Source organism: Loigolactobacillus backii (genome assembly GCF_003946275.1).
GTDB lineage: Bacteria > Bacillota > Bacilli > Lactobacillales > Lactobacillaceae > Loigolactobacillus > Loigolactobacillus backii.
This window is the reverse complement of record NZ_RHNQ01000001.1, coordinates 36,078-56,988: the sequence shown is the minus strand read 5'-3', so window position 1 is coordinate 56,988 and position 20,911 is coordinate 36,078. Positions and strand designations below refer to the sequence as shown.

The window sequence follows — 20,911 nt, the reverse complement described above, 5'->3', positions numbered from 1 at the left end:
ATGATGCAGGCAAAAAGATTAGTAAAATCAAACAACCGGATTCTAAGTGGCGTTTTAGGAGGCATTGCGGACTATTTCAATTTAGATAAGACATTGGTTCGCTTGATTTATGCTGCTGCGGGGCTACTCACGGGCGTTGTGCCTGCTGTTGTTATTTACCTCATTTTAGCGCTTGTCATGGCTGATGATCAGACCTCAAAGCAGACAACGACTAATCAAAGCCATGATGATGATTGGAGTGATTTCTAATGATGTTTTTACTATTACTATTATTGGGCGCAATGATGCTCTTCTTTAGTCCAGCAATTGCACTTGTTTTATTGTTGGTCTTGTTGCTTTGGTTGCCGTTACGATTTTTAGCCGTTCCAATTTTATTAATCGTTATGTTCCATTTAGTAACAAAGAAGAATCATCATAATTATCATCATCGCCACTATAATTGGCGGCAAAGTAATTACCGCACGCAACCACATTCGGCTAACCGGGAACGTAAGGCGGCCCGAGATGTTAAAGTAGAAGACGACGACTGGAGTGATTTTTAATGGGTTTTTGGCAGCGAATTTTAGTGAATGCCATTATCTTTTTGGCAATTGCTGGCTTTTTCCCCAACGCCCTTTTTGTTTCTAGTATTTGGATGGCCATTGGTGCTAGTTTAGTTCTGGGGATTTTGAATGCCTTGGTTAAACCTATCCTGACATTTCTTTCGCTACCCATCACATTACTAACATTGGGTCTATTCAGTATTATCATCAACGCAATTATGTTGCGCCTAACTGCCTTTTTCGTTGGCAGTGGCTTTGCTTTCAGCAGCTTTAGTTCAGCAATACTAGTTGCGATTGTTATTTCACTAGTTAATATGATCATTAGTAGTCATTTTGGTCGGGCAGCATAACTAAAAAAATAGGTAGTTGAGACAAAATATATTTTTGTCCCGGCTACCTATTTTTTTGATTATTAGGGGGACGTTTAGGCTAAATTAGTTAAAAAGATTCTGAACAGAAGTTGTTTTTGAATGCGATTACTTTTGACATAACGTCTTTTAGTTTGTATGTTGAACCTAGTAAGTACAGTCTTTGAATAGTAATTCATTAGAAAAGCAGTGCAGGGACCATGTGGCAATGTTAAAATAAAGAATATTGTTGTTTAATTACTTTTTATGATAGGAGCAATTGTAATGGTTGAAAGTGTTAAAGTTAGCGAGCTTGTTGACCGTGCTAAACTCAAGGTTTACGCGGGCCAAGAATTTTTAGAGCAGCGCGGCATTACGGTCAGTGATATTTCCCGGCCAGGCTTAGAATTAACCGGTTATTTTAATTATTATCCCCACGAACGAATTCAATTGTTTGGTCGAACTGAGATTTCTTTTTTAAAAAAAATGACGCCTGAAGAGCGATTAATGATTTTTAGAAAAATGGCTGCTAAGGATACGCCGGCGTTTGTTGTCTCCCGTTCATTACCGGCACCAGATGAATTGTGTCAGGCAGCAGGAGACGCCAAAATCCCGGTATTGGGATCAAAACTTGCGACGACGCGCTTATCAAGCCTAATGACCGATTATTTAGATGGGCGCCTAGCTGAACGGCGGTCAATTCATGGTGTTTTGGTAGATATTTACGGAATTGGCGTATTAATTACTGGCGATTCAGGAGTTGGTAAAAGTGAAACTGCTTTGGAACTAGTTAAGCGGGGCCACCGTCTAATCGCTGATGATCGCGTTGAAGTTTATGAACAGGATGAACAAACTTTAGTTGGCGAAGCACCGGCCATCTTACGCCATCTGCTTGAAATTCGTGGAATTGGTATTATTGATGTCATGAATTTATTTGGTGCGGGGGCAGTTCGTAGTGATACACCAATTCAACTAGTTGTTCATTTGGAGACTTGGACGCCCGAAAAGAATTTTGATCGGTTAGGTAACGGTGAAGAAGCAATGCAAATCTTTGACGTTACGCTACCACGGGTTACGATTCCGGTTAAAACTGGGCGTAATTTGGCAATTATTATTGAAGTTGCGGCGATGAATTTCCGAGCTCGAGCAATGGGTTATGATGCAACCAAGACGTTTGAATCTAATTTGAATCAGCTCATTCAAAAAAATTCTGCAGTTGACGAAGCAGCAGATGCAACGCCAAATACACCAACAACTAAACCAAGTGGTGATGTTAGTTCAAAACCGAAAACGGATGAAACAAAGAAGGGTGGTGCTGACGCCTAATGTTGGTAGCCGCGTTAAATCCTATCGCTTTAAAATTTGGACCATTTGAGATTCATTGGTATGGCGTGATTATTGCAACTGGTGTAGTTTTGGCCGTTGTGTTAGCAATGCGTGAGGCCGATCGCCGCCAAGTCTCTTCAGACGATCTATTTAATCTTATTTTATGGTCCTTGCCTTTTGCTTTAATTGGGGCCCGGCTTTATTATGTCCTTTTTGAATGGCCGTATTATGCTGCTCATCCTGGTGAAATCATTGCGATTTGGCACGGAGGAATGGCAATTTATGGTAGTTTAATTGCAGCGGCGATCGTTTTTTACGTGTTTTGTCGACGGCATCAGTTGCCGGTTTGGTTAGTGCTGGATATTGCCGCACCAACCGTTATTTTAGGGCAAGGTATTGGTCGCTGGGGAAACTTTATGAATCAAGAGGCCTTTGGTGCACAGACATCACTTACATTTTTGCAGGGATTGCACTTACCTAATTTCATTATCCAACAGATGTTTATTAACAGGGCCTACCGCCAGCCCACTTTCTTGTATGAATCAGTTTGGGACTTGCTTGGTTTCGTTGTGATTATGAGCTTACGCCATCGTAAAGGACTATTTAAGCAGGGCGAGGTTTTCCTGCTTTATGTTAGTTGGTATGCGTTTGGCCGTTTCTTTATTGAAGGAATGCGAACGGATAGTTTAATGCTCTTTAATCTGCTTCGAGTTTCACAACTGCTTTCACTGATTTTCTTTATTGGTGCAATTGGTTTATGGATTTGGCGCCGCTACAATGACCCACTACTGGTTGATTATTTGGCTGGCAATCAAAAAAAGTAAACGGTTTAAGAAGGAGTTTTTAACGTTATGACAGAAAAAATTGCGGTACTTGGTGCCGGTTCATGGGGGACTGTTTTAGCAAATTTATTAACGGAAAATGGTCACCAGGTTTCACTCTGGGCTAACAAAGAAAAGTTAGTTACGGAAATTAATCAAGAACACACAAACGTTCATTATTTACCAACGTTTAAAATTAATCCTAAAGTGGTAGCGACACTTAGCCTTGCTACTGCCTTGCAAGACGTTGATTTAATTTTATTTGTAGTCCCAACGAATGCAATTCGCGAGGTGGCAAAAAAGGTCGTTACCGTTTTAAATGAAACCGGACGTAAGCCACTGATTATGCACGCCAGTAAGGGTCTGGAACAGGGAACGCATAAGCGCCTATCACAAGTGTTAAGCGAGGAGATTCCTGAAAATGAACGGCAGGCGTTAGTCGTGTTATCGGGTCCCAGTCACGCTGAGGATGTTGCTAATCGTGATTTAACCTCAATTACGGCGGCCTCCGTCGATCTTGAGGCGGCTAAACGAGTACAACAATTATTTATGAATGATTATTTTAGAATTTACACCAATGATGATGTCATTGGTGTCGAAATGGGGGCGGCCTTAAAAAACGTCATTGCAATCGGCGCCGGTGCCCTGCACGGGTTAGGTTACGGTGATAACACGAAGGCTGCTTTAATAACCCGGGGCTTGGCCGAGATCAGTCGCTTAGGGGTCGCTTTTGGTGCTAAGCCACTGACCTTTATCGGGCTATCCGGCGTCGGCGATCTAATCGTTACCTGTACCAGTGTTCATTCCCGTAATTGGCGGGCAGGCAATCAATTAGGCCAGGGACAATCGCTAGAAACAATTTTAAAGAACATGGGAATGGTTGTTGAAGGTGTTTCAACAACCAAGGTTGCCCACGAACTTGCCCAACAAAAAAATATTGAAATGCCGATCACTACGGCTATTTATCACGTTCTATATGAACAGAAGAATATTCGCGATGAAATCACTTGTTTAATGCAACGTGAAGGAAAAATGGAAATGGATTAGCATTGTAGCAAGTGAGCGTTTGGAAAAGTTCTTGTAGCACATTTACGCCAAATTAGTTAGGAAAACACTAACTAAAAATGATTTTAAAACACAACCTAAATTTAATTTAGCCGGGTGGTTGACATTTTATCTCAGGTAGGTTAATTTGACGGTGAGGTTTATTTAAGTTAGTTAACGCAGAATAATTTATTTTTTAAATAAAGGAGTCGACGTAATGGGTGAGGTTATCTCATTTCAGCCTTCATGTGAATTTTACTTTAATTTAGGAATGACAGCTTTTTCAAAGAATCGCTATAAAAAGGCAATTGTTTACCTTGAACGGGCTCAAACGTTAGCACAAACTGATGATGATTATGTCTTTGCTAATTGTCAGTTAGCGATTTGTCTCCAGTATGATAATCGTTATAATGAAGCAATTTTACAGTTAGAGCAGCTAAATAAGCATTACGGTAAGAATCATCCCGAAATTCAGTATTTCTTGGCCAATTGCTATGCCTTTATGAACCAGTTTGAAGATAGCTTTCAGTGTGTTCAAGGGTACCTCACAAGCGGTCAACAGGAATTTAAGACGGAAGCCATGGATTTACTATCCCAATTAAGGACTGAGCTTGGTAACTTTTAGTAAGCAAACTATTAGACTTTCTGAAAGCGACGGCGTATGCTTAATTTCAGAATCTAAATGACGGGGGTTGTGACCATGACAAAAAAAGCTGATATCATTGTAATCGGTGCTGGTCCAGGTGGTTTAACGGCCGCACTTTATGCATCACGATCAAATTTATCGGTTATTATACTTGACCGCGGGATTTATGGCGGGCAAATGAACAATACAGCTGCAATTGAAAATTATCCAGGCTTCAAGTCAGTTCTTGGGCCTGATTTGGCACAAAAAATGTATGACGGCGCAACTCAATTTGGTGCGGAGTACGCTTACGGTAACGTTACCGGAATCAAGGATAATGGCGACGTTAAGCTAATCAGCACTGATGATGGTGATTATGAGGCCAAGGCCGTTGTTATTGCAACTGGGGCCGAACACCGTAAATTAGAAATTCCTGGCGAAAATGACTATAGTGGCCGGGGCGTCTCCTACTGTGCTGTTTGTGATGGTGCGTTCTTTAAGAACCGGGAAGTTGCTGTGATTGGTGGCGGTGATTCTGCAGTTGAAGAAGGTCTGTATCTAGCTCAGTTGGCCTCTAAGGTAACAATTATTCATCGCCGGGATCAATTACGAGCACAAAAAATTATGCAGGATCGTGCTTTTGCTAATCCTAAGGTTAATTTTATCTGGAATGCTAATACTGAGGAAATCTTAGGTGATGATCAAAAAGTCACCGGTGTTCGTTACACCGACAAAGTGTCCGGCGAAGCACACACATTACCAGCTAGTGGGGTCTTCATCTACGTTGGGATTAATGCTTTGACGGATAGTTTTACTGATCTAGGGATTCTCGATGATGCTGGTTGGGTAGTTACGGATGATCACATGCGTACTAAGGTGCCTGGAATCTTTGCCATTGGTGACGTTCGGCAAAAGGATCTACGGCAGATTACGACATCAGTTGGTGATGGCGGTATGGCCGGTCAACAGGCATACGCCTACATTCAGGATTTAGCGGCTAAGGATAAAGAAACAATTTCCTAAGGCTTTAGCTAAGGGAGTAGGATAAAAGTCGGTTTTAGGTTTACTGCGTAACGTAGGCTAATTATGGTTACTGGATTAGGTACGTGACCCAGACTTTTGGCGCACGTTCTAGAGTAATGATCGAAAATAGTAAGCGGCTAGGGCTTTTTGTCCCAGCTGCTTTTAATTTGCGTAAATTTACTAAATTAGGTATTGAAGAATCTAACTGGAAGTTGGTTAAGCCACGCAACTGATTATTAAATTTTGAGCAATTAATGAAATTATTCTGAGCTTTTTAGAGTTGTTTTATAAAAGCGCTGCCTTTTGTAGTATACTAATTATTGAATTAAAGATCCGACGTGGGGTGACCACGTAAATTTTAAATAAGGATTTAATGACTTTAGGAGGTACGTTTTAATGACATGGCAGGATACGTACAATACTTGGAAAAATTACACACGTTTGGACGCTGGGCTTAAAGCTGAACTGGAACAAATGGCCGGTGATGAGGCTAATTTGAAGGATGCTTTTTATGCACCAATGGAATTTGGTACAGCAGGTATGCGTGGTGTAATGGGCCCTGGGATTAACCGGATGAACATTTATACGGTTCGGCAAGCAACTGAAGGCTTAGCGTTAATGATGGACACCTTAGATGCTAAGACAAAGGCGCAAGGGGTCGCTATCAGCTTTGATTCACGTTACAATTCTGAGGCCTTTGCGCATGAGGCCGCTCATGTTTTGGGCGCTCATGGCATTCCATCCTTTGTATTTGACGCGCTACGGCCTACGCCAGAACTATCGTTTGCTGTTCGTAATTTAGGTACCTACGCTGGTATTATGATTACTGCCAGCCATAACCCGAAGCAATATAATGGCTATAAAATTTACGGCCCGGATGGTGGTCAGATGCCACCAAAAGAGGCTGATTTAACAACTAGTTATGTTCGTAAAGTAACGGACCTGTTTGCAATTAAAACGGTTAGCGAGCATGAATTACGGGCTAAGCACTTATTAACTCTCATTGGTGAAGATGTGGATGAAGCTTACTTGGCTAATATTAAATCCGTTACGATCAATCAAAAATTAATTGACGAAGTTGGTAGTAAGATGAAGTTGGTTTATACACCACTTCATGGCACTGGTAAAATGTTAGGCGAGCAAGCTTTGCGGAATGCTGGTTTCAGCCAATTTCGTTTAGTACCAGAGCAATCCATTTACGACCCAGAATTTGCTACCGTTGCTTACCCAAACCCTGAATTTCCAGAAACATTTGATCTAGCAATTGCCTTGGGTAAAAAAGAGGACGCCGACATGTTGGTTGCTACTGATCCTGACGCCGATCGGCTGGGAACGGCGGTGCGCCAACCAGATGGTGAATACCGCTTGTTAAATGGTAATCAGATTGCGGCCTTAATGCTTGATTATATTTTACGAGCTAATCAGGAAGCCGGAACCTTACCTAAGAACGCGGTTGCAATTAAATCTATCGTTTCAACTGAGTTGGCAACTAAAATTGCTGAACACTACGGTGTTGAGATGATTAATGTTTTGACAGGTTTCAAATTTATTGCTGAAAAGATTAAAAATTATGAAGAAGACCATAGCCATACTTATATGTTTGGTTTTGAAGAAAGCTACGGTTCATTGATTAAACCATTTGTTCGAGACAAAGATGCCATTCAGGGTGTTCTTTTATTGGCCGAAATTACGGCTTACTATCAAAAACAAGGTAAAACACTATATGATGGCTTACAAGATTTGTTTAAGCAGTATGGTTATTTTGCTGAAAAAACAATTTCACAAACTTTTGCCGGGGCTGAAGGCGCTGGTGAAATCAAGGCACTAATGACTAAATTCCGGGAAGAACAACCTGAAAGTTTCAATGACGTTAAGGTTACTGCTTTACAGGATTTTCAAAATCAAGTAACTAATTTTGCGGATGGACACACTGAACCTATTAAGCTACCAAAGTCCAACGTGCTTAAATATTTGTTGGCCGATGGGACTTGGATTGCCATTCGTCCTTCAGGAACTGAACCAAAAATTAAATTCTATGTTGGGACGGTTGGTACTAGTGAAGAAGATGCTCAAACTCGTTTAACGGCATTTGAGCAAGCATTAACTGCTTTTGCGGCTAAATAAAAATAAAAGTGGTGTGGTTATTGCACGTTTTAATGAGTTAAAACGGTGATATAACCGCACCATTTTTGCTACTTAACTTGAAATTTAACCAGAAGAAACTGTAAAATAAGAGCAATTTAATAGCCGGAAGGACTGATTGATTATGGGAATGCATCAATATTTACAAAGCCTAAGTAATTTAGAAACAATTCAACGAGCGCCAGGATATTTTAAATTTGAAGAGCATTCAGTGGCCGCCCATTCGTTTAAAGTTACTCAAGTGGCGCAGATGCTCGGTGATATTGAAGAAAATGCCGGTCAAACGGTTGATTGGCGTTCATTATACGAAAAAGCATTGAACCATGATTATACAGAACGCTTTATTGGTGACATTAAAACGCCGGTGAAATACGCAACACCAGCACTTCGCAAAATGTTAGCGGAGGTTGATGACAACCTTACTGAGAATTTCATCGTTAATGAAATACCGACCGAGTTTCAGGAAGCTTACCGGCGCCGACTAGGTGAAGGTAAGGATGATACATTGGAAGGACGAATCTTATCAGTTTCTGATAAAGTAGATTTATTGTATGAATCCTTTGGTGAGATTCAAAAAGGTAATCCCGAAACAGTTTACACTAATATTTATCGGGAAAGTCTCCGGACAATTGTTAGATTTTCGGATATGGCAAGCGTTCAGTATTTTATTAATCAAATTTTACCGGATTTATTGGCCGAGCAATTTACTAATCGAGAAAAATTACGGCAAATAACGCAGCAAATTATGCAGGTTAAGTAAGCGAGCAAAGCTATGGCGAAAATATGTTCGGTGTGATAGAATATAGACACTAATTTGATTGTAGAGAGTGGAATGAAAAGGTGATGATTACGCTTAAAGAGGCCTCATCTTTTTGCAGCGAGTTTATAAATGGTTCGATATATTTTATAAATAGCTGGCCCACTCTCTTTCGTTTGGTTTGGAGACCATGTTTCCAGGGCGCGAATTAAGCGCTGGGAGAATGGAATATCCACCGAAAATAGGATTTTGTGGTCACGTAAAATAGACATATAGGTAATGAGGAGGTGCCATGTTTCCAGGGTGCGAATTAAGCGCTAGGAGAATGGACATCATCCGAAAATAGGATTTTGTGGTCACACAAAATAGACATAGGTAATGAGGAGGTCACTTACTTGATTCAACGTGAAGAACATCGTGATTTTGATTTAGTTTCACCTTATCAACCTGCTGGTGATCAGCCACAGGCAATTAAACAATTGACTGAGGGAATTGAAAATGGTGAAAAGGCTCAGATCCTATTAGGGGCAACCGGGACTGGTAAGACGTTTACAATGAGTGAAGTGATTAAGAATGTTGGAAAACCGACTTTGGTGATAGCCCACAATAAAACTTTAGCTGGTCAGTTATACGGCGAATTCAAACAATTTTTCCCTAATAACGCGGTTGAATATTTTGTAAGTTATTATGATTATTACCAACCAGAAGCCTATGTACCGTCAAGCGATACGTACATTGAAAAGGATTCTAGCATTAATGATGAAATTGATAAATTACGCCATTCGGCAACGAGTTCACTATTAGAACGTAACGATGTGATTGTTGTCGCTTCGGTTTCTTGTATTTTTGGTTTAGGCAGTCCGGATGAGTATCGTGATCACGTTTTATCATTGCGAGTTGGCCAAGAATTGGAACGCAATGAATTACTGCGCCGTTTAATTGATATTCAATTTGAACGTAACGATATTGATTTTCAGCGGGGACGTTTTCGTGTCCGCGGGGATGTTGTTGAAATTTTTCCAGCTTCCCGGGATGAACGGGCGTTACGAATTGAATTCTTTGGTGATGAAATTGATCGTATCCGTGAAGTAGATGCGCTAACTGGTGAAGTTGTGGGTGACCGCGATCACGTGGCCATATTCCCGGCAACTCATTTTATGACCAACGATGAGCAGATGGAACACGCAATTGTTAGCATTGAGGCCGAGTTAAAGACGCGTTTGAAGGAGTTAACCGATCAGCATAAATTATTGGAGGCGCAGCGACTAGAGCAGCGGACCAATTATGATATTGAAATGTTGCGCGAAATGGGCTACACTTCCGGAATTGAGAACTATTCTCGCCACATGGAGGGTCGAAAAGCTGGTGAGCCACCGTATACATTAATTGATTTCTTTCCCAAGGACTTCTTGATTATGATTGATGAATCTCACGCAACGATGCCGCAGATTCGGGGGATGTATAACGGTGACCGAGCTCGGAAACAAATGTTAGTTGATTACGGTTTTCGGTTACCAAGTGCGCTGGACAACCGACCACTAAAACTAAATGAATTTGAACAGCACGTTAATCAAATTGTTTACGTTTCAGCAACACCTGGTCCGTATGAGTATTCGCAAACGGATCACGTCGCGGAACAAATCATTCGACCAACTGGACTGTTAGATCCTAAAATTGAAGTTCGGCCAATTATGGGTCAAATTGATGATCTTGTAGGCGAAATTAATAAGCGTGTAGAGCGCCATGAACGTGTTTTTGTAACAACCTTGACCAAGAAAATGGCGGAAGATTTAACTGACTATTTGAAAGAATTAGGAATTAAAGTTCGTTATTTACACAGTGATATAAAAACGTTAGAGCGAACACAGATTATTCGTGATCTACGTTTGGGCAAATTTGATGTTCTGATTGGTATTAATTTATTGCGGGAAGGAATTGATGTTCCTGAAGTTTCGCTGATTGCCATTTTAGATGCCGATAAGGAAGGTTTCTTACGGAGTGAACGCTCACTGATTCAAACAATTGGTCGTGCTTCACGAAATGTTGATGGGACTGTCATTATGTACGCTGATCGGGTTACTGATTCAATGCAAGCGGCAATGGATGAAACTAAACGGCGACGAACCACCCAAGAGAAGTTTAATGAGGTCCATCACGTCACACCAACGACCATTGTTAAGCCAATTCGTGATCTAATTTCACCAACGAAAGCGGCGAAGGACGATCACCAAGAAACTGGTGCCATTAAAGGACCAGATTTTACGGATATGTCAAAGAAAGAACAAAAAGAAATGATTGGTCGGCTTGAAGAGCAGATGAAGGCCGCCGCCAAGAAATTAGATTTTGAACAGGCAGCAACTTTACGGGATACAATCTTAGAACTAAAAGCAGCAATTGAATAAATTTTAGACAATCGCAATCGGATGACCTTTGTTTGGCACGTTCATTTGCGTTTCAACTTAAAATTAGTCCTAAGAACTGAGGAGGAAAATTTATTGGCAAATGATAAAATTATCATTCACGGCGCTCGTGCGCATAATTTAAAGGATATCGACGTTACTATTCCCCGGGATAAATTAGTCGTCATCACTGGTTTATCGGGTTCAGGGAAAAGCTCACTTGCGTTTGATACGCTTTATGCAGAAGGACAACGACGCTATGTGGAAAGTTTATCGGCCTACGCACGACAGTTCTTGGGTCAAATGGATAAACCTGACGTTGATTCTATCGATGGATTAAGCCCAGCTATCTCAATCGATCAAAAAACAACCTCAAAGAATCCCCGGTCGACAGTTGGAACCGTTACGGAAATTAATGATTACCTAAGGTTACTGTGGGCACGGGTTGGCCATCCCATTTGTCCTAATGATGGGACAGAAATTAGTAGTCAAACCGTCGAACAAATGGTCAATCGAGTATTAAACTTACCAGAAAAAACGAAATTACAAATTATGTCACCAATTATTCGGGCCAAAAAAGGCCAACATAAAAAGGTCCTGCAGCGAATTCAAAAAGAGGGCTATGTCCGCGTTAAAATTGATGGTGAAATTTATGATATTAGCGATGACATTGAGCTGGAAAAGAATAAGAAACACGATATTGATATCGTCATTGACCGAATTGTTGTTAAGGCCAGCGCACGCTCACGGCTATTTGATTCATTCGAGGCGGCGTTGCGGTTATCTGATGGGTACGCAACGGCGGACATTATTGGCGGCGAACCGATCATGTTTTCTGAACATTATGCGTGCCCTTACTGTGGCTTTACGATTGGCGAGTTGGAACCGCGGTTATTTTCATTTAACGCACCTTTTGGGGCCTGTCCCGAGTGTGATGGTTTAGGGGCTAAATTGGAAGTTGACGAAGATTTGATTGTGCCTGACCCAACGTTGACTCTAAAAGCGGGGGCAATTGCACCGTGGAACCCGATTTCATCCCAGTATTACCCCCAGATGTTGGCCCAGGCCGCAGCAAGTTTTGGTATTGATATGGAAAAGCCATTTAATAAGTTACCTGAAGAGCAGCGTAATTTAGTTTTATATGGTGCTGGTGACCGAACGTTCCATTTTCATTACGAAAATGATTTTGGTGGAATTCGGGATGTTGACGCAACCTTTGAAGGCGTCGTGAATAACGTTTCTCGACGTTACCGCGATACCAACAGTGACTTTACACGGACACAGATGAGGCAATACATGACGGAATTAACTTGTCCCGTTTGCCATGGTTACCGGTTAAACCCGCAAGCACTTGCCGTTAAAGTAAACGGTAAGCATATTGCTGAGGTTTCCGAATACGCGATTAATCGTTCCTTAGAATTTTTCCAAGGATTAAAACTAACTGAAAAAGAGTTAACTATTGCCAAACCAATTCTTAAGGAAGTTACTGATCGATTGAATTTCTTGAAAAATGTTGGTTTGGATTACCTTAATTTAAGTCGTTCTGCTGGAACCTTATCTGGTGGTGAAGCGCAACGGATTCGCTTGGCTACCCAGATTGGTTCGAATTTATCCGGTGTTTTGTATATTTTAGATGAACCATCAATTGGTCTCCACCAACGAGATAACAATCGCTTAATTAGTTCATTAAAATCAATGCGGGATCTTGGTAATACGTTAATTGTCGTTGAGCATGATGAAGACACTATGCGCGCCGCGGACTATCTATTAGATATTGGCCCGGGAGCGGGTGAAAATGGTGGCCGGGTAATGGCGGCCGGAACCCCTAAAGAAGTTGAGGCTAATCCCAAGTCACTAACCGGTCAATATTTAGCTGGTAAAAAGTATATTCGGTTACCGGAAGAACGCCGTAAAGGTAACGGTAAAAAAATTCGTTTGACCGGTGCTGCCGAACATAACTTGAAGAATATCACCGTTGATTTTCCGTTAGGCGATTTTATTGTCGTCACTGGGGTCTCTGGATCCGGTAAATCAACCTTAGTAAACAGCATTTTAAAGCGTGTTTTAGCGCAAAAATTAAATCGAAACAAGCAAAAACCAGGTAAATATAAATCAGTGGCGGGTGTGAAAAATATTGATAAGATAGTTGATATCGATCAAAGTCCAATTGGGCGAACTCCCCGGAGTAACCCGGCCACTTACACCAGTGTTTTTGATGATATTCGGGATCTCTTTGCCCAGACTAATGAAGCCAAAATGCATGGCTATAAAAAGAATCGTTTCAGTTTTAACGTTCGCGGTGGTCGCTGTGAAGCCTGTAAGGGTGATGGGATCATCAAAATTGAAATGAACTTTCTGCCCGACGTTTACGTGCCCTGTGAGGTTTGTCACGGTAGTCGCTACAATTCGGAAACGTTAGAAGTTTTGTATAAAAATAAAAATATTTCGGATGTTTTGAATATGACGGTTAATGAAGCCTTGCCGTTCTTTGAAAACATTCCCAAGATTCGACGTAAGTTGCAGACTATTGTTGATGTCGGGTTGGGCTACATTACTTTGGGCCAGCCGGCAACCACTTTATCTGGTGGTGAGGCACAACGAATGAAGCTGGCTTCTGAATTACACCGGCGCCAAACGGGTAAGACTTTTTATATTTTAGATGAACCGACAACTGGCCTACATTCAGATGATATTAACCGGTTATTGGCCGTGTTACATCGACTTGTGGATGCTGGCAACACAGTTTTAATCATCGAACACAATTTAGATGTTATTAAAACGGCCGATTATTTAATTGATCTAGGACCTGAAGGCGGTGCGGAAGGCGGTTATGTTGTTGCAACTGGAACGCCTGAAAAGATCGCCGAAACTGATGCAAGTTATACTGGTCAATATTTGAAGCCAATTTTAGAACGTGATGCAAAACGACCACGTTTTGATGTCAACTCGCTAAAAACTAAAAAGTAGGGTTTAAAAATAGTAAGGACACTGTTGTCGTTAAAATTGTGCTTTTAGCCAATTTTAATTATTCCAGGGGTTCTTACTTTTTTTGTAGTTATTTTATGGTTAACAAAATAAGAAATATACACAATAAGGGGTATATACTACTTTTTTATGAATAATTATATAAAAAAGTTGCATTAAACTGAATAAGGGTATATGCTAATATCATCGTAAAGGTTAGAAACTAATGAAAGCAAAATAAATAACATTAGAAACTGGTGGAAACCAAGTAATAACCTAATTATTTTTAACGTTAAAGGAGTAGATAATTGATGGCAAAGGAAAAAATTGTTTTAGCATATTCAGGTGGACTTGATACGTCAGTTGCAATTAAATGGTTGATCGACAAAGGGTACGATGTGATTGCGACTTGTATTAATGTTGGTGAAGTTGGCAAGGACATGACTTTCATTAAAGAAAAGGCCTTAAAGATGGGGGCAATTGCATCTTATACATTGGATTGCCGCGCCGAATTTGCAGCCGATTACGCTTTAATTGCTTTGCAGGGACACACTTTGTATGAGGGTGAATATCCCTTGGTTTCTGCGTTGTCCCGACCATTGATTGTTAAAAAATTAGTTGAAGTGGCACATAAAGAAGGTGCAACGGCCATTGCCCATGGTTGTACGGGTAAGGGTAATGATCAAGTTCGGTTTGAAGTTGCAATTCGGGCCTTGGCACCAGAAATGAAGATTGAAGCACCAGTTCGGGATTGGAAATGGTCACGGGAAGAAGAGATCAATTATGCTACAGAACATAATATTCCAGTGCCAATTAACCTAGATAGCCCTTATTCAATTGACCAGAACCTTTGGGGCCGGGCCAACGAGGCTGGTGTGCTTGAAGATCCATGGGTAACGCCACCCGCTGATGCTTACGCGATAACTAATGCTGTTGAGGACGCACCAAACACACCGGCGACCGTTGAAATTGGTTTTAAACAGGGTGTTCCAGTGACCCTAGATGGTGAGCAATTAAATTTAGTTGATTTAATCGCTAAATTAGACAAGTTAGCTGGCAAACATGGTGTTGGGCGGATTGATCACATTGAGAATCGTTTGGTTGGGATCAAATCCCGTGAAGTTTATGAAGCACCTGCAGCAATGGTTTTAATTAAGGCACATAAGGCATTAGAAGACCTCACTTTTGAACGTGATTTGGCTCATTTTAAACCAACAATTGAAGGTCAAATGACTAATACCATTTATAATGGACTTTGGTTCTCACCGCTTTTCAAGGCAATGGTTGCTTTCTTAAAGACAACACAAAAGGTTGTTACGGGGACAATTCGGGTAAAGCTATATAAAGGAACCGCCACTGTTGAAGGACGTAAATCACCATATTCTCTGTACGATAAGAATTTGGCTACTTACACTTCTTCTGATACCTTTGACCAAGACGCTGCTGTAGGCTTCATTAAGTTATGGGGCCTACCAACTCAGGTTTATACTCAGGTTCAGGAAAAAGCAAAAGATTAAAAGCAGTGCAAAAAGAGTTGGGAGTATCGTGAACTTATCCTAGCTCTTTTTTGTTGGTTCAACTATTATTAACAGTAGTTGGTGGTTTAATTTGGCTCGTTTTTTCATTAAAATCACACTAAGATAGATTTAAGTACGATTTTTATTATTCAGTAATTTGAAAATAGATTAAGCGAAGTTTGTAAGCTACTTTAAGGTAGCTGAGTATATTTTAGGAGGATAACTATGGCAGAAAATCATCAATTATGGGGTGGCCGTTTTACAGCGGAACCAAGTAAATACGTTCAGGCGTTTGGTGCTTCGATTGATTTTGACCAGAAAATGGCAGCAGAAGATTTAATCGGTTCATTGGCGCACGTAGCGATGTTAAAAAAGACCGGGATTCTTAAGGCTGACGAGGCCGACCAAATTACAACTGGACTGCACCAATTGCAGACCAAGTTGGCAGCCGGAGAGTTACATTTCTCCATTGAAAATGAAGATATTCACTTGAACCTAGAGAAATTATTGACCGATTTAATCGGTCCTGTGGCCGGTAAGTTACATACGGCTCGTAGTCGTAATGACCAAGTTGCTGTTGATATGCACCTCTATTTGAAGAAACACCTTAATAAAATTTTGCCGCTCATTAAGCAGTTACAAGAAACAGTTGTAAAAAAGGCGGCGGATAACGTTGAAACGTTGATGCCTGGTTACACCCACATGCAACACGCGCAACCAATTTCTTACGCGCATTATTTATTGGCTTATTTTGAAATGTTCAGGCGCGATTATGATCGTTTTGAATTTAATTTAAAGCACACGGATATGTCACCGCTTGGTGCTGCGGCGTTGGCCGGAACAACTTTCCCGACTGACCGGGACTATACCGCCGAACAATTAGGTTTTGGGGCCGTATACCAAAATAGTCTCGATGCAGTCAGTGATCGTGATTTTATTTTAGAATTTCTCAGTAACTGTGCGCAATTAATGATGCACTTGTCGCGCTTTTGCGAGGAGATTGTGCTTTGGGATAGTCAAGAATTTCACTATTTGGAGATGGATGACACCTATTCGACGGGTAGTTCGATTATGCCGCAAAAAAAGAACCCAGACATGGCCGAATTAATTCGTGGTAAGACGGGGCGAGTTTACGGTGATTTAATGGGTCTCCTAACGGTTATGAAGGGGTTACCGTTAGCTTACAATAAAGATTTTCAAGAGGACAAGGAAGGTATGTTTGACGCGGTAACCACAGTCGAACAATCACTGACGGTCTTTAACGGGATGTTGGGAACTTTAAAAGTCCAAAAAGAACAGATGGCCTACGCAACCACCCATGATTTTGCTAATGCGACTGAATTGGCGGATTATTTAGCAAGTAAGGGGTTACCATTCCGGCAAGCACACGAGTTAGTTGGGGAGCTAGTGCTGAAGTGTTTAAAGGAACATAAATACTTAAAGGACGTTAGTTTGGCCGATTATCAAGCAATATCGCCATTAATTCAGGAAGATATTTATCTGGCACTTGATCCAAAGACCGCGGTTGAACGCCGTAATTCTCTAGGTGGCACTGGATTTAAACAAATTAAGCGCCAAATAGCTGCGGCTAAGGCGCTACTTAAGATGGATTAGTCGTGCCCCTAGATTTTTGGCGCACGTTCTAGAGTAGTGTTTGGAAATAGTGAACGGTTAGGACTTTTGTTATGGTCTCCTTAAAAGTATTTGCAAGCAAGGAAAATTAATCTTTCCCCAATGCTAGCTGCATTTATTTATCTGATTCGATGTGCCTTGTCGAATCAGATTTTTTTGGTTAAAATTGCACTTTTACACAGAAACCACTATCATTTAACTAACTTGAAAGGGGTGTTGAAATTGTTTAGTAAAAAACGTCAATGGGGTTTTGATTGGTCAGAGTTAATTACAGGAATTATCTTTTTGATTGCTGCTTACTTTGTTACCGTCGCACCACGACTTGCTTTGTCGAGTATTGTTATTATTTTTGCAATCAGTGCAATTGTGCGTGGGGTGACCACCTTATCGAGTTATCAGGCCATGCGTGAAACCATTGGCCAACTTGCACGGGTTAGTCTAGTAATCGCAATTTTGGATATCATTGTCGGTTTTATCTTCTTGGCGCACATTACAACTGGTGTGCTGCTATTAAGTTACTTATTTGCTTTTTGGTTCTTGATTGATTCGATTAATGGGCTTATAACGGCGCGACATCTACGACTATTTGGTGCCGGCTATTATTGGTTATCGGTGATTCTTAATATTTTAGGCATTATCGCCGCGCTTATATTAGTTTTAAATCCGCTATTATCAATGGTTTCACTTAGTTTCATGGTAAGTATTTATTTTTTGATTTTTGGGTTAAATTATTTAATGATTGCCTTTGCTCGAAAGCAGTAGGATTAGTTACTATGCATGACACGCCCGGTATGTTAATATTGGAACATGCAGATGAATTAAAATTTGAGCGAATTTAAAGAGGAGCGTTAAAATGGCTGATGCACTAAATTTAGTTGTTATTACTGGTATGAGCGGTGCAGGCAAAACCGTTGCAATGCAGAGCTTTGAAGATTTAGGCTATTTTTGTGTCGATAATATGCCACCGGGTTTACTTCCTAAATTTTGGGAACTGGTTAAAGAATCAGGTAAAGTCACTAAGATTGCCTTAGTGATTGATTTGCGATCACGTGCTTTTTACGATGAAATTAACGATATGTTGGCTAATTTGGACAACACTAGTTTTGTCACCACTAAGATTCTTTTCCTAGATGCTTCCGATGAAGAGTTAGTTTCCCGGTACAAAGAAACACGGCGCTCACACCCACTGGCAATGGAAGGCCGACTAATGGACGGCATCTCCAAAGAACGTGCACTACTGAATGAGATTAAGCAGCGGGCACAGTTAGTTGTGGATACAACCACTTTAACGCCCCGGGAATTACGCGAGAAATTATTTGAGAATTTTAAGTTAAAAGATGTGGCGACTTTTCATATTGAAGTTATTTCGTTTGGTTTCAAGTACGGGTTACCAATTGATGCCGATATTGTGATGGATGTCCGTTTTTTAACCAATCCTTACTACGTGCCCGAATTTAAACCGTTAACTGGATTAGACGAGCCAGTTTATAATTATGTTATGCAACAGCCTGCTACTGAGGAGTTTTATGAACGGTTTAGCGGACTCTTGCACACAATTATGCCTGGTTACCAAAATGAAGGAAAAACGAATTTGACGATAGCGATTGGCTGTACAGGCGGACAGCACCGTTCTGTTGCCATTGCCAAGCGGCTAGGGGCTGATTTAGGTCAGCAATACGCCGTGGAAGTCACCCACCGTGACGTTAATAAACGAAAGGAAACGGTGAATCGCTCATGACAAAGCACATTACAAATTATCGACAGCCACGAATTGTGGTGATCGGTGGTGGAACTGGTTTACCAGTTATCCTCAAAAGCTTGCACAAGCTCAACGCTGATATCACGGCCGTTGTCACCGTTGCAGATGATGGCGGTTCGTCGGGTATTATTCGGGATTACGTTAACGTCGTTCCGCCAGGTGATATTCGTAATGTGTTGGCGGCTTTGTCGAATTTACCACAACTTTATTTGGATATTTTTCAGTACCGGTTTAATAGTAATGACTCATTTCTGGCTGGTCACGCAATTGGTAATTTAATTATTGCGGCGTTGTCAGAAATGAAATCAGGAATCTTCGACGCAGTTCAGGAATTGTCAACGATGATGAAGATTGACGGGCACGTGTATCCAGCTAGTAATGACCCCTTGATTTTGAACGCTCATTTTTCTGATGGCAGCGATATTGCCGGCGAGGCGGAAATTACCGGTGCCGGTAAACAAATTGAACGTGTTTGGGTCACTTCAGCGCTAGGACAGAAAAAGCCTCACGCCGTTAAAGAAGTGATCAATGCAATTATGACCGCCGACATTGTTGTTTTAGGTCCTGGTAGTTTGTTTACAAGTATTTTACCCAACTTAATGATTGAGAATGTTGGAACAGCAGTTAAACAAACCAAGGCGCAGGTTGTCTATGTTTGTAACATTATGACGCAAAAAGGTGAGACGGAGCATTTTACGGATGCTGAACACGTTCGCGTTTTAAACCAACATTTAGGCGCTAATTTTGTTAATACGGTATTGGTTAATACCCAGCCTGTTCCAGACAATTATATGGATCACCAGAAGTACGATGAGTATTTGGTCCAGGTGCAACATGATTTTCACGGCCTACGTGAATTAAGTTGTCGCGTGATTTCGGACGATTTTTTAAAGTTACGTGATCATGGTGTTTTTCACGACGGCGATAAGGTAGCTCATGAGCTACTTCATTTAGCATCGCAGCCTTCTGAGGTGATAAAATGAGTTCTTACGCTAGCGAAGTAAAGAAAGAACTAACAACGCTTGAAGTGCACCGGGAACACGCCCGGGCGGAGTTAGAGGCCTTAATTCGAATGAATGGTTCATTAAGTATTTTTAATCACCAATTCATTTTAAATGTACAAACGGAGAATCCGGCAATTGCCCGGCGAATGTACACACTGTTAAAACAAAATTATGCAGTTGAAAGTGAATTAATTGTTCGCCGCAAAATGAAGCTCAAAAAAAATAATCTTTATATTGTCCGGTTAAAGCAGGGAACGAATAAAGTTTTAAATGATTTGCATATTTTGGATGGCATTTCAACGCTATCAACGTTGCCATCATTAGAGGTCCTTAATTCTGAACAAAAAATTCGTTCTTATTTGCGTGGTGCTTTTTTAGCTGGCGGTTCAGTGAATAATCCCGAAACAAGTCGCTATCACCTTGAAATTTACTCACTTTATGAAGAGCATAATCAAAAGGTTGCTGCTATGATTAATCAATTTGGCCTAAATGCTCGAACGACAGAACGACGGGGCGGCTTTATTGTTTATCTTAAAGAGGCAGAAAAAATTGCCGATTTTTTACAGTTGATAGGTGCAACGAATGCAATGCTTAAGTTTGAGGATATCCGGATTGTTCGTGATATGCGAAATTCAGTTAATCGCCTAGTTAACTGCGAAACGGCAAACCTTAATAAAACCATTGATGCGGCAACCCGCCAAGTTGAGAATATTAAGTATATTAGCGCGGTTGCTGGTTTGGATAGTTTGCCGGCTAAATTGCAAGAAATTGCGGTTTTGCGGCTGGGCAATCCCGATATAACGTTGAAGGAGCTAGGGGAAATGGTGCCTAGTGGTGCCATTTCTAAATCGGGCATCAACCATCGTTTACGAAAACTAAATGAAGTAGCGGATAATTTACGGCAAGGTAGAGCTGTTTCTTAATTAAAAAAGCGTGAAGTAAGGTACCATCTTGTGCTAGTCCACTGACTAACTACAATAATGGCACTTTATTTCACGCTTTTTATAGT

Annotated in this window: 18 protein-coding genes; all 18 read left to right on the top strand. The window is 41.0% G+C overall.

What is annotated here, in order from left to right; all coding sequences use genetic code 11:
• The 18 genes from EKM61_RS00255 (at position 1) to whiA (ending at position 20,825) form a co-directional block, all read left to right on the top strand.
• The gene (locus EKM61_RS00255) at positions 1 to 249 is read left to right on the top strand and encodes a PspC domain-containing protein (protein ID WP_225359709.1); all 249 of its coding nucleotides are present in this window, start codon (positions 1 to 3) and stop codon (positions 247 to 249) included.
• Positions 249 to 542 (top strand): hypothetical protein, encoded by a 294-nt coding sequence (locus EKM61_RS00250; protein ID WP_082918514.1) that lies wholly within the window; start codon positions 249 to 251, stop codon positions 540 to 542. Before EKM61_RS00255 ends, EKM61_RS00250 begins: the two co-directional genes overlap by 1 nt.
• Positions 542 to 892 carry a phage holin family protein gene (locus tag EKM61_RS00245; RefSeq protein WP_068225310.1) on the top strand — a complete coding sequence of 117 codons (351 nt, stop codon included), beginning with the start codon at positions 542 to 544 and terminating at the stop codon, positions 890 to 892. The genes EKM61_RS00250 and EKM61_RS00245 overlap by 1 nt, the downstream gene beginning before the upstream one ends.
• 282 nt (positions 893 to 1,174) lie before the next feature.
• Complete coding sequence (gene hprK, locus EKM61_RS00240; RefSeq protein ID WP_082918513.1) at positions 1,175 to 2,215, top strand: HPr(Ser) kinase/phosphatase; 1,041 nt, start codon at positions 1,175 to 1,177, stop codon at positions 2,213 to 2,215.
• A complete protein-coding gene (lgt, locus tag EKM61_RS00235; protein ID WP_068225309.1) occupies positions 2,215 to 3,039 on the top strand; it encodes a prolipoprotein diacylglyceryl transferase in 825 nt (274 codons plus the stop codon). Before hprK ends, lgt begins: the two co-directional genes overlap by 1 nt.
• Positions 3,040 to 3,066: 27 nt before the next feature.
• Positions 3,067 to 4,083: an NAD(P)H-dependent glycerol-3-phosphate dehydrogenase gene (locus tag EKM61_RS00230; RefSeq protein WP_068225308.1), complete on the top strand. Its 1,017-nt coding sequence runs from the start codon at positions 3,067 to 3,069 to the stop codon at positions 4,081 to 4,083.
• Between the two features lie 214 nt (positions 4,084 to 4,297).
• Complete coding sequence (locus tag EKM61_RS00225; protein ID WP_068225307.1) at positions 4,298 to 4,705, top strand: tetratricopeptide repeat protein; 408 nt, start codon at positions 4,298 to 4,300, stop codon at positions 4,703 to 4,705.
• 75 nt (positions 4,706 to 4,780) lie between these two features.
• The gene (gene trxB / locus EKM61_RS00220; protein WP_068225306.1) at positions 4,781 to 5,728 is read left to right on the top strand and encodes a thioredoxin-disulfide reductase; all 948 of its coding nucleotides are present in this window, start codon (positions 4,781 to 4,783) and stop codon (positions 5,726 to 5,728) included.
• 396 nt (positions 5,729 to 6,124) lie between these two features.
• Entirely contained in the window at positions 6,125 to 7,852 is a 1,728-nt protein-coding gene (locus tag EKM61_RS00215) for a phospho-sugar mutase (RefSeq protein ID WP_068225305.1), read from the top strand.
• A gap of 142 nt (positions 7,853 to 7,994) precedes the next feature.
• Entirely contained in the window at positions 7,995 to 8,630 is a 636-nt protein-coding gene (locus tag EKM61_RS00210; RefSeq protein WP_068225304.1) for an HD domain-containing protein, read from the top strand.
• Between the two features lie 392 nt (positions 8,631 to 9,022).
• Entirely contained in the window at positions 9,023 to 11,029 is a 2,007-nt protein-coding gene (gene uvrB, locus EKM61_RS00205) for an excinuclease ABC subunit UvrB (RefSeq protein ID WP_125636135.1), read from the top strand.
• Positions 11,030 to 11,122: 93 nt separating this feature from the next.
• Positions 11,123 to 13,993 (top strand): excinuclease ABC subunit UvrA, encoded by a 2,871-nt coding sequence (uvrA, locus tag EKM61_RS00200; RefSeq protein WP_068225302.1) that lies wholly within the window; start codon positions 11,123 to 11,125, stop codon positions 13,991 to 13,993.
• Positions 13,994 to 14,301: 308 nt separating this feature from the next.
• The gene (locus EKM61_RS00195; protein ID WP_068280273.1) at positions 14,302 to 15,507 is read left to right on the top strand and encodes an argininosuccinate synthase; all 1,206 of its coding nucleotides are present in this window, start codon (positions 14,302 to 14,304) and stop codon (positions 15,505 to 15,507) included.
• Positions 15,508 to 15,732: 225 nt separating this feature from the next.
• Positions 15,733 to 17,121 (top strand): argininosuccinate lyase, encoded by a 1,389-nt coding sequence (argH, locus tag EKM61_RS00190; protein ID WP_068225300.1) that lies wholly within the window; start codon positions 15,733 to 15,735, stop codon positions 17,119 to 17,121.
• Between the two features lie 240 nt (positions 17,122 to 17,361).
• On the top strand, positions 17,362 to 17,901 hold the full coding sequence (locus EKM61_RS00185) for an HdeD family acid-resistance protein (RefSeq protein WP_082918576.1): 540 nt from the start codon (positions 17,362 to 17,364) through the stop codon (positions 17,899 to 17,901).
• Between the two features lie 91 nt (positions 17,902 to 17,992).
• Complete coding sequence (gene rapZ, locus EKM61_RS00180; protein ID WP_068225299.1) at positions 17,993 to 18,877, top strand: RNase adapter RapZ; 885 nt, start codon at positions 17,993 to 17,995, stop codon at positions 18,875 to 18,877.
• Positions 18,874 to 19,881, top strand: coding sequence for a gluconeogenesis factor YvcK family protein (locus EKM61_RS00175; protein ID WP_068225298.1), 1,008 nt, complete (start codon positions 18,874 to 18,876; stop codon positions 19,879 to 19,881). Before rapZ ends, EKM61_RS00175 begins: the two co-directional genes overlap by 4 nt.
• On the top strand, positions 19,878 to 20,825 hold the full coding sequence (gene whiA, locus EKM61_RS00170; protein WP_068280276.1) for a DNA-binding protein WhiA: 948 nt from the start codon (positions 19,878 to 19,880) through the stop codon (positions 20,823 to 20,825). The genes EKM61_RS00175 and whiA overlap by 4 nt, the downstream gene beginning before the upstream one ends.
• Positions 20,826 to 20,911 lie beyond the last annotated feature (86 nt).